The sequence below is a fragment of the Streptomyces sp. NPDC091416 genome, from assembly GCF_044756845.1.
Classification (GTDB): Bacteria; Actinomycetota; Actinomycetes; order Streptomycetales; family Streptomycetaceae; genus Streptomyces.
Genome location: NZ_JBIVTU010000010.1, coordinates 269612 through 282222, shown reverse-complemented (window position 1 = coordinate 282222; position 12611 = coordinate 269612). Strand labels below are relative to the sequence as shown.

The window sequence follows — 12611 nt, the reverse complement described above, 5'->3', positions numbered from 1 at the left end:
CTGTATTTTACCCCCCCCGCCGCGGGGTTTTTTTCGCGCCCCCCCCCGCCCCCCCCCCCGCCGCGGGGGGGGGGGGGGGGGCGCCCCCGCCCCGCCCCCCCCCCCCGCCTCCTCCCGTCCTTCCCGCCCCCAGGAGCCCTGTCATGCGTTTCGCCGCCTACGAGCACCAGCACCGCCGCCGAGTGGCTGTCGTGGAGGAGGACGGCACCCTCTTCCCGCTGCCGGGCGTCTCCTCGCTCACCGCGCTGCTCCGGGAGACCGACGGCCTGCCCGGACTGCTCGCCGCGGGTGCGGCGGCACTCGACGCGCCGGCCGGGCCGCAGGCATCGCTGGTGCGTCTGCTTCCGCCTCTCCAGCCTTCCTCCATAAGGGACTTCGTCACGTTCGAGGAACACGTGGAGGGGGTTCGCCGGTCCGTCGACGGCGTGGCGGGCGTGCCCGAGCAGTGGTACGCGGCGCCGACGTTCTACTTCACCAACCCGCACGCGGTCTACGGCCCCGGTGAGGACGTGCCGATGCCCCCCGGCTCGGAAGTCCTCGACTTCGAACTGGAGGTCGGCGCCGTCATCGGCCGCGAGGGCCGTGACCTCACCCCGGAGCAGGCCCGCGACCACATCGTCGGGTACACCGTCTTCAACGACTGGTCCGCACGCGACCTGCAGTCGGCCGAGATGAAGGTCGGCCTCGGTCCCTGCAAGGGCAAGGACACCGCCACCACTCTGGGTCCCTTTCTGGTGACGGCCGACGAACTGGAGCCGTTCCGGGACGCGGACGGCTTCCTGCGTCTGGCGCTCACCGCGCAGATCAACGGTGTGACGGTCGGCACGGACCTGCTGTCCAACATGAGCTGGACCTTCGAGGAGATGGCCGCCTACGCGTCCCGCGGCACCCGTGTCGTGCCGGGCGACGTCCTCGGGTCGGGGACCTGCGGCAACGGCGGCTGCCTCGCGGAACTCTGGGGCCTGCGCGGCGAGCGGACCCCGCCCCCGTTGCGTCCCGGCGACACCGTCGGCCTGACCGTGGAGGGCCTCGGTACGCTGACCAGCACCATCGTCCCCGGTGCGGCCCTCCACCCCCTTCCGGCAGGCCGGCGCCGGATCCGGGAACGGCCGGGAGGTGGATACTGACGTCATGACACGCGGGACGGGTGACAGTTCGCCCGAGCGGGGACGGGACGGGAGCGCCGGCACCGATCGCGGCGGACCGCGCGTGAGCGCCGTCCTGCGGGGCCTCCGGGCGCCGCGGCTCGCTCCGTGGGAGTACTTGTGCGAGCCACCGGCCCCGCCCGGGCCGGGTGCCCTGCGCTCCGTGTTCCTCGGCGTCTCCACGATCCTGCTCGACGACGGCGACTCCGCCGTCCTCACCGACGGGTTCTTCAGCCGCCCCGGCCTCCTGCGCATGCGCTTCGGCCGTCTGCGACCGGACAGCGCCCGCATCGACGCCGGTCTGCGGCTGGCCGGAACCGACCGTCTCGACGCCGTGTTCGTCGTCCACTCGCACTACGACCACGCCCTGGACGCGCCCGAGGTGGCCGCCAGGACGGGCGCCCGGCTCATCGGCTCCCCGTCCACCCGCAACATCGCCCTCGGGCAGGGATTTTCCGACGGCCGTTTCCAACCGGTCGTCACCGGGGCGCCGTTCACCATCGGTCGCTTCACGCTGACCGCCCTGCCCGCCCGGCACAGCCCGGGCGACCTCGCACCCGGCCGGATCGACCGGCCGCTGCGGCTCCCCGTGCGCGCCACGGACTACCGGACCGGCGACTGCTACACCCTGCACGTCCGGCACGGCGCAGGTGAACTCCTCGTGCACGCGAGCGCGCACAGTCTGCCCGGCGCCCTCGACGGGTACCGCGCCGACACCGTGTACCTGGGCATCGGCGCGCTCGGCAGACAGGACGAGGCGTTCCGGGAGGAGTACTGGGCGCGGCTGGTCACGGCCACGGGCGCCCGGCGCGTCGTCGCCGTCCACTGGGACGATTTCTTCCGTTCCCTCGACCGCCCGCTGCGGCCGTTGCGCGCCTTCCTCGACGACTTCACGGCCACCATGGAATTCCTGACCCGGAAGGCCGCGTCCGATGGGGTCGCCCTGGCCCTGCCCGTGCTGGGCCGCCGGGCCGACCCCTGGCCGCTGTGACGCGGGATCACGCCCCGAGGCGTACGCCACCGTGGTGCAGGACTTCGCCGAGTGTCGCCACGCCTTCGGCGATGTCGGCGGGTGTGCTCGCGGCATAGCCCAGGACCAGTCCCGGACCCTGGGGCCGCTGGCTGTGCCAGGACAAGGGGTGCACCTTCACGTCGCGGGCCAGTGCCATGGCCGCGAGCTCCGTGTCGGCGAACCCGGCGTCGATCGTGACGGTCAGATGCAGACCGGCCGCGGCACCCTGCACGGTCGCGCCCGGCAGGTGGGCCCCGATGGCACGGATCATGGTGTCCCGGCGCCGGCGGTGGTGTCTGCGCAGGTGGCGCAGGTGGCGTTCCATCGCGCCTGATTCCATGAACCGGGCCAGGACGAGTTGCGGCAGGGCGGCGTTGCCGAGGTCCGCGAACCGTTTGGCGTCCACCAGTGCGTCGAGGTACTTCCGCGGGGCGAGGACCCATCCGATGCGCAGGGCCGGTGCGAGGAGCTTCGAGACGCTTCCGGCGTAGAAGACGTTCTCGGGGAGCACGGACCGCAGCGCGGGCGCCGGGGTCCGGTCGTAGCGGTGTTCGGCGTCGTAGTCGTCCTCGATGACCAGTCCGCCGTGTTCGCGGGCCCAGCGCGTCAGTTCGCTGCGCCGGCTGCCCCGGAGGACGACGCCGGTGGGGAACTGGTGCGCGGGCGTGAGGAGTACGGCCGCGGCGCCCGTGGCACGCAGCTCGTCGACGCGGACGCCTTCGGAGTCGACCGCGACGGGCGGGGTGTCCAGCCGGCAGTTGTGCAGGTGCTGACGGGCTCCGAGGGAGCCGGGGTCCTCCACGGCGATCGCGGAGATGCCGTCGTCGCGCAGTACCCGTCCGAGCAGGGTGAGCGTCTGGGCGGTGCCGGCGACGATGAGCACCTCGTCGGGGTCCGCCCTGATGCCGCGGTTCCGGGCGATCCAGTGCGCGATCGCGAGGCGGAGTGCCGGGGTACCGCGTGGATCCCCGTATCCGAGGTCGGACGGAGCGAGGTGGTCGAGGACGCGCCGTTCGGTACGCAGCCACGCCGTTCGCGGGAACGCGGCAAGGTCGGGGAGCCCCGGGGAGAGGTCGATCCGCGCCCGGACCCTGCGCATCGTGTCGAAGATCTCCGTGCCGGGCGCCGCGGTGAACACGGAACGCGGTGACGGCGGGCCGGCCGGCGCGGTGGAACGGATCGCCCTCGTCACGGGCGCGGGGGCGGAGACGACGATCGTTCCGTTCCGTCCCCGTCCGGCCACATGCCCGTCCTCGACCAGGCGTTGGTACGCCTCGGTGACCACGCCGCGCGATACGCCCAGTTCGACGGCCAGGACCCGGGTGGCCGGCAGCCTGCTGCCCACCGGCAGGCGGCCGTCCGCCAGTGCGAGCCGGATCTGCCCGGCCAGCCAGTCGGACTTCCCGCCTCCAGGTGCATCGTCGACGGACAGATGAAGGAAGTCGGCCCCAGACGGTATGGACCCGCCCGGAGCACCCTCATTGGATCTGTTCATCGGACCATTGTGGCAACAGAGTGGGGCCATGAACACAGCCACGACCCCTTCGGCCCCCGTCCCCGCAGGCGACTACGTGCATGGCTACTCGCCGCGTGAGGGACGGCGGTTGGGCGACCAGGCGGACACCCTGGCCCGGCTGCTGCACGCCGGCACGGCCTACCGCGCGGGCAGCCGGGTCCTGGAGATCGGATGCGGGATCGGCGCCCAGACCGTCCATCTGCTCCGGTCGAGCCCCCGGGCGCACCTCGTCGCGGTCGACCGGTCCGAGGACTCACTCGCACAGGCCCGCACCCGCGTCGCGGGGATCGCGCCCCGGGCGCAGGTGGAGTGGCACCGCGCCGACGTGTACGACCTGCCCTTCGCCGACGCGGAGTTCGACCACGTCTTCGTGTGCTTCGTCCTGGAACATCTGCCGGATCCGCCGCGGGCGCTGGCCGGACTGCGGCGTGTGCTGCGGCCGGGGGGCACCGTCACCGTGATCGAGGGAGACCACGGATCGGCCTTCTTCCACCCCGACAGCCCGTTCGCCCGGGCCGCGATCGAGTGCCAGGTCCGCCTCCAGGCGGCGGCCGGGGGTGACGCGCAGCTCGGCCGGCGGGTCCAGCCGCTGCTGGCCGGCGCCGGATTCGACGAGATCGCGGTCCGCCCGCTCACGGTCTACGCCGACGGGACCCTGCCCGCCCTGGTCGAGGGCTTCACCCGCAACACCTTCATCCCCATGATCGCGTCCGTTCGCGACCGGGCACTGGCCGCTTCGCTCACCACCACGGCCGCCTGGGAGCAGGGCATCGCCGACCTGCGCCGCACCGCCGAGGACGACGGAACGTTCCACTACACGTTCTTCAAGGGCGTCGCCGTGAATCCGCAGTCCCCGGCCGAGAGCTGACGGAGCGGGGACCCGGGTCACGGGCGGGCGTTCGATCCGGGCCGGGCCATGCGGTGTCATCGATGGTCAGGAACGGCTCGGCGGCCACGGCGGCGGGTGTGAGCCCGGTGAACGCCATGACCTCCCGGTGCAGATGGGACTGGTCGGCGTAGCCGCCTTCCGCCGCGACCCGGGCGGCGCCCCGACCCGCGACGAGCCGGTGGGCGGCGTGGTCGAACCGGACCAGCTGGGCGGCGCGTTTGGGCGGCATGCCGAGCTGGGCGTGGAACCGCGACCACAGCCGTTTGCGGCTCCATCCGAGTTCGTCCGCCAGGGGGCCGATCCGGAGAAGACCGCGGCCGGCGACGATACGGTCCCAGGCCCGGGCCACCTCCGCGTCCACCGGCGACCGCGCGTCCCAGCGCCGGGCGAGCAACGCGTCCGTCAGCGCGAAGCGCTCCTGCCACGAGGAGGCTTCGCCCAGCTGCTCACGGACCCTTGCCGCGTCCCGGCCCCACAGGTCGTCGAGGACCGCCATCCCACCGGCCACGTCAGCCGGGGAGACACCCAGAACCGCGCGGGCGGCCACCGGAGACAGGCGCACCTGCACGCACTCCACCTGCGAGCCCCACGCCCGGACCGCGCCTCCGGCACCGAATCCGGGCCCGGCCACGACACTGCCCCGATGCCGCCGACCCGTGCCGTCGTCCACGACGGCACGGCACTCACCGACCTCCAGGACCAGCATCACGGCCGGATGCGGGACCACGCGCAGGCCCCCTGCCAGCCGGCCCGGGACACCGAAGCCGGCCATGTCCGCACCGGGAACCCGGCCGGGACGCAGGGGGCGTGCGACATCCCAGGCGGCCGTGTCGCCGTCCTCGCCCCCGCTCACCCTCACGGGTGAAGGCTACGCGCGATGCGGAGCCCCGGGCAGCCGGCGGGGGCGATGTCCGGGATCAGCTGGTGGGGAAGGTGTCGGGAGTGCTGATCCTGCTCTTGAGCAGCGTTCCCGACTCGGTCAGCACGCCACTGCTGCTGTAGTCGCCGCCGTCGCAGGTGCCGGGCTGCAGGGCGGCGCTGCTCTCGGGGGCGTCCGAGTAGGTCCAGTTCGCGTAACCGATCTTCAGCTGGTCGAGCAGGTCCAGCCAGGCCGTGGTGCTCGCCCGGTCCAGCGCCCCGCCACCGGTCGCGCTCACCGTCCCGAACTCGGTCACGAAGAGCGGCAGTTGAGAGGACGCCCGACTCACTGCGGAACGGTAGGAGTCCTTGTGGCTCGCGGCGTAGAAGTGGAACGCGTACATGATGTTGGTGGCGTTGACGGGGTTGCTGACGACCTCGCCCTCGCCGGAGCCGTCCGAAACCCCGAGGGACGACCAGCCGCGGGTCCCCACGATGACGACCGCGTCGGGGTCAGCGGCACGGATCACCGGGATGACCTGTTCGGCGTAGTTCTTGATGGCTGCCCAGCTGACGCCGTTGGGCTCGTTCGCGATCTCGTAGATCACGTTCTTCTTGTCGGCGTTGCGGGCGGCGACGGACGCGAAGAACGTCTTGGCGCGGTCGAGGTTGTAGTTCGGATCCCCCGGCGTCAGGGTGTGGAAGTCGATCAGCGCGTACATGCCCCGCGCCTCGGCCATGTCGACGAGGCTGTTCACACGGCTGGTGAAACCCGCGGGGTCCGTCTCGTAACCGTCCTCCTGCACATACATGGCGATGCGCAGCAGGTCCGACTTCCAGTCGTTCGCCAGCGCGTCCATGGAGGCGTTGTTGTAGCACTGGCTGAACCACTGAATGCCGTGTGTGCTCATCCCCCGCAGCTGTACGGGGCGGTCGTACTGATTGCACAGGTGGACGCCGCAGACGTGGACCTGCCCGTTGACGCCCACGGGGGTGCCGTCGTCACCGGGCTGGGGGTCGGGGCCGGGGTCGGTCCCGACCACCGAGCCGGTGCAGGCGACGCCGTTGAGCGTGAACGCCGTCGGCTTCGGGTTGGCTCCCGTGAAGGAACCCACCATCCCCAGGTCGGCCGTCGCACCGGTGTTGAGCGTGCGGTTCCAGTCGATGCCGACGGCGCTGACCGTGGAACCGGACTGCGACCAGGTGGCGTTCCATCCCTGGACGAGCTTCTGCCCCGCGTCCGGCATGGCGACGTCGAGCTTCCAGCCGGAGACCGGTGCACCCAGGTTGGTGACCTTCACACCGGCCTGGAAGCCGCCCTGCCACTGGCTGGTGACCGTGTAGTCGACCTTGCATCCGGCGGCAGCCACCGCCTGGGGGCCGTACAGGGCCGTGAGGCCCAGGATCGTCGCACAGGTCGCCAGTAGAGCCAGAAGGCGTTTCACAGCAGTCCTCCTCGTACGAAGTGGAAACGGCGGGACGGGAGCGCTCCCGAAGGGCGTCGGCCGTGGCACCGCCGGTCCCGCTGATGGATGGAAACGGCCTCGACATGGGCCGGGTCGGCCACTCGTCGTCGCGAGGTCATCCCGCGGGTCCGATCACTCCACGGCGCCGAGTCCGGTGGGACGCAACGGAATTGGGAGCGCTCCCAATCTCGGGGGACGCGCGACGCGCCGTCAAGCCGTTGGACAGGATTCGCCGCCGCCACCCGTCTTCGGGGGCTCCGGGCCCCGCCCTTGCGCTCACCCGCCCCGCCCGGACGCGAGCCACGTGGGCGGGCTGCGACGCGGGCGCCCGGCCGACTGCGGCCGCACCGGCGATCACGGACGCCGACAGCGCTCCCCGGACACCCTCACCGCGCCAACATCGTTGCGACGCCCCGCTCTTCTCCGCCATTTTCCAGGCCGGACACCCTCCGGGCCGTAAGATCGGATCTCTTGGGGGTGGGAGCATGCTGAAGCGAGGTTCCAGCACACCGACGCTGGAGGAAGTGGCCGCGCTTGCCGGGGTGGGGCGGGGCACGGTCTCCCGGGTGATCAACAACGCGTCGGGCGTCAAGGCGTCCACGCGCCGCGCCGTACAGCGCGCCATCGACCAGCTGGACTACGTCCCCAACCTGGCCGCGCGCTCACTGGCCGGCCGTCGCGCGGACGCCGTCGCGCTGGTGATGACGAAGACGGACTGGCGGCTGTTCGGGGCACCGTTCTTCTCGGAGGTCGTACGGGCGGTCGGCGACGCCCTGACCGAGGCGGATGTGCAACTGCTGCTCACGCTCGTCCGCACGGACGCCGAGCGGCAGCGGCTCGTGAAGTACGTGCGCGGCGGCCGGATAGACGGGGCCCTGCTCATGTCCGTGCGGGCCGAGGACCGGCTGCCGGACATGCTCGCCGACGCCGGACTGCCCACGGTGCTGCTCGGCAGGCGCTCGGACGAGGAACGGGTGACCTACGTGGACGCGGACAACGTGGGTGGCGCGCGGGAGGCGGTCGCCCATCTGACGCGCGGCGGCAGGAAGTCCATCGCCGCGATCACGGGCCCGCCCGAGATGTACGCCTCCCGGTGCAGGCTGCGCGGTTACCGGGAGGCATTGCGCGACGCCGGGCTCGACGAGGTGCCGTCCCTGGTCGTGCAGGGGGACTTCAGCGAGGTCAGCGGGCGCCGGGCGATGGCCGGACTCATCGAGCGGCATCCGGAGGTCGACGCCGTCTTCGCCGCGTCGGACAGCATGGCCGCCGGGGCGGTGACCGCCCTGCACGCGGCGGGACGCCGGGTGCCGCAGGATGTGGCGGTGATCGGCTTCGACGACTTCGAGCTGGCCGAGGAGACGGAACCGCCGCTGACGACGGTCCGCCAGCCGATGGAGGAAATCGGCCGGACCATGGTGCGGCTGCTGCTGGAGGAGATGGACCAGCCGCAGACCGCCTGGCGCCATGTGATCCTGCGGACGCAGCTCGTGGTGCGCGAGTCGGCCTGACGGCGGCTCTTCACGCACCCGGCGACGGCCGCGCCAACCGGCCGCCGCCGTTACGTCACGCCCCGGGGCGGGGGGCCCCCCCCCCCCCCCGGGCCCCCCCCCCCCCCCCCGGGGCCCCCCCCCCCCCCCCCCCCCCGCCCCCCCCCCCCCCCGCCCCGGGAGCAACGCCGCGTCAACCAAGCGCTTTCCAGACCGACTTGATCGGGATCATCCTCCAGCGCCTTCTCCCGGCCCGCCTCTTCGCGATCCGTGTCACGCATTCCGTCCGATGGGTTGTCAGGGACACGGCGACACTCTTACAGTCCCCTACTAACCCCACCATGGGAGCGCTCCCACCCATGGAGATCCGGTTACGCGCCTCCACGGTCGCTCCCGAGACCGCGGAAGGCCGCAACCACGCCCGCACCTCACTCGCAGGAGACAGACCTTCCCGGAAGACAATCCCCGCACAGGCACTGGAGACACCATGACCCGAAGCAGGAAACAACTCGCCTCCCTGGCGACGGTGCTCGCCACGCTGTTCGGCACCATAGCCCTGGCCCTGTTCGGCCAGGGCAACGCGCAGGCGCACGGCGTGACGATGACGCCGGGGTCGCGCACCTACCTCTGCTGGCTGGACGCCAAGACCAGCACCGGCTCCCTGGACCCGACCAACCCCGCGTGCAAGGCCGCGCTCAACGAGAGCGGGGCGAACTCGCTGTACAACTGGTTCGCCGTGCTCGACTCCAACGCCGGTGGGCGTGGGGCGGGTTACGTCCCCGACGGGAAGCTGTGCAGCGCCGGTGACAAGTCGCCGTACAACTTCACCGGATACAACGCCGCGCGCTCCGACTGGCCCCGGACGCATCTGACGTCCGGGAACACGATCCAGGTCCAGCACAGCAACTGGGCAGCACATCCGGGCTCCTTCCGGGTGTACCTGTCCAAGCCCGACTACTCGCCGAGCACCGAACTGGGCTGGGACGACCTTGAGTTGATCGACACGGTCACCAACCCGCCCCAGACGGGCTCGCCGGGCACCGACGGCGGTCACTACTACTGGGACATGGCCCTGCCCTCCGGCCGCTCGGGTGACGCGGTGATGTTCATCCAGTGGGTGCGCTCGGACAGCCAGGAGAACTTCTTCTCCTGCTCCGACATCGTCTTCGACGGCGGCAACGGCGAGGTGACCGGCATCCGCGGCTCGGGCGGCACGCCGACTCCGGACCCGACCCCGACGCCCACACCGACCGACCCGCACACCGGGTGCATGGCCGTCTACAGCGTCACCAGCTCCTGGGGCGGCGGCTTCCAGGGATCCGTCGAGGTCATGAACCACGGCACGACGGCGATGGAGGGCTGGGCCGTGCAGTGGACACCCGGCGCGGGCACCACCATCAACAGCGCGTGGAACGGGTCCTTGACCACGGGGTCCGACGGGGCGCTCACCGTCAGGAACGTCGACTACAACCGGACCGTCCCACCGGACGGCAGCGTCACCTTCGGATTCACGGCGACATCGACCGGCAACAACTTCCCGGTCGGCTCGATCGGCTGCGTCAACCCGTAGCGGATGCACGCGGTGCCGGTTCCCGCAGCGTGCGGGAACCGGCACCGTCGTACCACGAAGGACCGGTCGGACGTCTGCCGCGCCTTCGGGTCCGGCGGGGTCAGCCGAGCTTCAGGGTCCGTCTCGCGGTGATGCTCCGGGACGACCGGGCCGTCGCGAAGGTGTAGGTCCCGGGTGTGAGGGTCCAGGTGCCCGAGGACCACACGGCGAGGTCCTCGGCCCGGATCGTGAGACGCAGACGCCGGGTGCCGGCCGGGGGCAGGGTGACCTTCCCGAAGGCGACCAGCCGGCGCGGCTCCGCCGCTGCCGCGCCCGGGAGCGTGGCGTAGACCTGGACGACGTCGGTGCCCGGCCGTCGCCCGGTGTTGGTGACCGTCACGGCGAGGGTGACCTCCCCGGCGGCCCTGTCGTACGCGGCTTCCACGGAGCCGTGGGCGAAGTCGGTGTACGAGAGACCGTGGCCGAAAGCGAAGCGCGGCTGCTGCCTCTTCATGTCGTAGAAGCGGTAGCCGACTGCCGTGCCCTCGGTGTGGGCGACCGTGCCGTTCGTGCCGGGGTAGGCAGCGGGCGTGGTGCCCGGCCCCTGGGTGGCGTCCGCGGGGAAGGTGACCGGGAGGCGCCCGGCGGGGTCGCTGTCGCCGAAGAGGACGGCGGCCAGGGCGGTGCCCGCGCCCCGGCCCCCGTACCACGCCTGCACCACGGCCTCGACGTCGTCCAGCCAGGGCGTGGCGACGGGTCCGTCGGTGTTGAGCACGACGATGGTGCGCGGGTTCGCGGCGGCGACGGCGGTGATCAGGTGATCCTGGTCGCCGGGCAGTTCGAGCCGGTCGTGGTCCATGGCCTCGCCCGCGACCCGGTTGACGAAGACGACGGCGGCGTCGGCCGCGCCGGCCGCTGCCACCGCCTGCGGGATCAGCGAGTCGGGTTGCCAGCCGAGGGTCAGTCCGCAGGTGCCGGCTTCCGCGGTGGCGTTGGTGTAGGTCAATTCCACCGCGACTCCACGTCCGGCGGTCAGTCCGGCGGTTCCCTGGAGCGGGTAGTCGTGGGGGCCGAGGAAGAAGCGCCGCATCTGCCGGGTGCCGGAGGCGACCGTCCTGCCGTCGACGACGAGCGAGGTGGTTCCGGCGGGCAGCAGGGAGAAGCGGTGCAGGCCCGTGGTGTTCGGGGTCAGTGTGCCGGTCCACCTGGCGGACCACACCTGCGGCAGGCTCCCGACGGGCGGGGCGGTGAAGTCGACGGCCGGTTCGGTGCGGGTGATCACCGGCGTGCCGGTGGCGTCGGCGCCCGCGTAGTAGGCGGCTGTCAGACCGACCGCTCCGGTGGCGGTGCGCAGAACGTCCGACGGGACGGCGGGGAGGGGGAGATCGCCCCTGGTGCCCTGGGCGTGCGTGACCTTCACCGCTGTTCCGGCGCGGGCGCGGATCGCCTGGAGCGGGGTGGTCCAGGTGCCGGGGTCGACGTAGGTGGAGCCGGACACGCCGGTGAACATGTCGACGCCCGCAGGACCTATGACGGCCAGCGACCTCAGGGTGCCGGGCAGCGGGAGGGCCGAGGAGCGGTTGGTCAGCAGCACCGTGGAGGCGACGGCGGCTTCATGGGCGAGGTCCTTGTGCTCCTGGGTGCTGACCTCGTCGGCGGGGGCGGGGACGGGGTGGTCGATGAGGCCGTTGGCGAACATGGTGACCAGGACGCGACGCGCGGCGTCGTCGAGCCGGGCGGCCGGTATCGCCCCGCCGGTGAGCGCCCCCGCCGGAAGCTGCACGGCCCCGGGGCCCAGGCCGGCCAGGTCCATGCCCGCCCGGGCGGCGGCGACCTGGTCGTCGCCGGCCCAGAAGTCCGGAACGGTGTAGCCCTGGAGCCCCAGGTCCGTCTTCACGTCGTCGAACAGGTCGGGGTTCCGTGTCGCGAACGTGCCGTTGATCTTCGGGTACGCCATCATCACCGAGGTCGTGGGAGCGGCGGCGATCACGCGCCGGAAGGGTGCCTCGTAGACCTCGTGCAGGGCGCGCTCGTCGATCAGGGTGTCGATGAAGAAGCGGCCGGTCTCCTGCGTGTAGGCGGCGAAGTGCTTGACGGTGGCCGTGACGTGCCGGGACTGGATGCCCACGGTGAGGGCCGCGCCCAGTCGCCCGGCGAGCAGCGGGTCCTCCCCCATGGCCTCGGCCTGCCTTCCGAAGTGCCAGGTCCGGATCAGGTCGACGGTGGGGCCGAGCAGGCTGTTGTATCCCTTGCCACGCCCCTCGGCGCCGATGGCCTCGCCGATCCGGCCTGCCAGGTCCTCGTCGAAGGCGGCCGCCTGGGCGACGGGTACGGGGAACGCGGTGACCCCGCTCTCGCCGCGCAGGCCGGCCGATGCGTCGGCCATGGTCAGGGCGGGGATGCCCAGATGGGAGACGGCGGCGAAGTCACACCGTACGAGGGCCTCCTTCTCGGCGGCCGTCATACGGGCAAGCAGCGCATCGGCCCGGTCCTGAGCGGCACTGTCCGGGCCGGCCACGGCGTGGGCGCTCCCGACGGGTGCCACGCCGGCGGCCAGGGCGGTGCATGCGGCGGCGATCAGGAATGTTCGTCTGTTCACAGCGGCTCTCCTGAGTGACAGGGCGGCGCGGGGCATGCCGCCTCGGGGCGGGGAATGAGGCCGGCCGGGGGTCAGGTCCCCGGCCGGTCT

Annotated in this window: 9 protein-coding genes; 5 read left to right on the top strand and 4 right to left on the bottom strand. The window is 72.2% G+C overall.

Features of this window, described 5'->3' with window-relative positions:
- Positions 1 to 143 precede the first annotated feature (143 nt).
- On the top strand, positions 144 to 1127 hold the full coding sequence (locus tag ACIQMX_RS28385; protein WP_402482238.1) for a fumarylacetoacetate hydrolase family protein: 984 nt from the start codon (positions 144 to 146) through the stop codon (positions 1125 to 1127).
- A gap of 4 nt (positions 1128 to 1131) precedes the next feature.
- Complete coding sequence (locus ACIQMX_RS28380; RefSeq protein WP_402482235.1) at positions 1132 to 2136, top strand: MBL fold metallo-hydrolase; 1005 nt, start codon at positions 1132 to 1134, stop codon at positions 2134 to 2136.
- 7 nt (positions 2137 to 2143) lie between these two features.
- Here the strand turns inward: ACIQMX_RS28380 and ACIQMX_RS28375 are convergent, their stop codons facing one another.
- Positions 2144 to 3652: a PLP-dependent aminotransferase family protein gene (locus ACIQMX_RS28375; RefSeq protein ID WP_402482232.1), complete on the bottom strand. Its 1509-nt coding sequence runs from the start codon at positions 3650 to 3652 to the stop codon at positions 2144 to 2146.
- Positions 3653 to 3680: 28 nt separating this feature from the next.
- On the opposite strand from ACIQMX_RS28375, the gene ACIQMX_RS28370 reads away from it, so the two are divergent.
- The gene (locus ACIQMX_RS28370; protein WP_402482229.1) at positions 3681 to 4541 is read left to right on the top strand and encodes a methyltransferase domain-containing protein; all 861 of its coding nucleotides are present in this window, start codon (positions 3681 to 3683) and stop codon (positions 4539 to 4541) included.
- On the opposite strand, the gene ACIQMX_RS28365 is transcribed toward ACIQMX_RS28370, so the two are convergent.
- Both ACIQMX_RS28365 and ACIQMX_RS28360 read right to left on the bottom strand, forming a co-directional pair.
- Complete coding sequence (locus tag ACIQMX_RS28365; RefSeq protein WP_402482406.1) at positions 4498 to 5334, bottom strand: helix-turn-helix domain-containing protein; 837 nt, start codon at positions 5332 to 5334, stop codon at positions 4498 to 4500. The two genes, ACIQMX_RS28370 and ACIQMX_RS28365, sit on opposite strands and share 44 nt — an antisense overlap.
- 145 nt (positions 5335 to 5479) lie before the next feature.
- Positions 5480 to 6865 (bottom strand): cellulase family glycosylhydrolase, encoded by a 1386-nt coding sequence (locus ACIQMX_RS28360; protein ID WP_402482226.1) that lies wholly within the window; start codon positions 6863 to 6865, stop codon positions 5480 to 5482.
- A 506-nt stretch (positions 6866 to 7371) separates the two neighbouring features.
- Here ACIQMX_RS28360 and ACIQMX_RS28355 point away from each other — a divergent pair.
- A complete protein-coding gene (locus ACIQMX_RS28355) occupies positions 7372 to 8394 on the top strand; it encodes a LacI family DNA-binding transcriptional regulator (protein ID WP_363073810.1) in 1023 nt (340 codons plus the stop codon).
- A gap of 466 nt (positions 8395 to 8860) precedes the next feature.
- Positions 8861 to 9943 carry a lytic polysaccharide monooxygenase gene (locus ACIQMX_RS28350; RefSeq protein WP_363073808.1) on the top strand — a complete coding sequence of 361 codons (1083 nt, stop codon included), beginning with the start codon at positions 8861 to 8863 and terminating at the stop codon, positions 9941 to 9943.
- A 100-nt stretch (positions 9944 to 10043) separates the two neighbouring features.
- On the opposite strand, the gene ACIQMX_RS28345 is transcribed toward ACIQMX_RS28350, so the two are convergent.
- A complete protein-coding gene (locus ACIQMX_RS28345) occupies positions 10044 to 12521 on the bottom strand; it encodes a beta-glucosidase H (protein WP_402482222.1) in 2478 nt (825 codons plus the stop codon).
- Positions 12522 to 12611 lie beyond the last annotated feature (90 nt).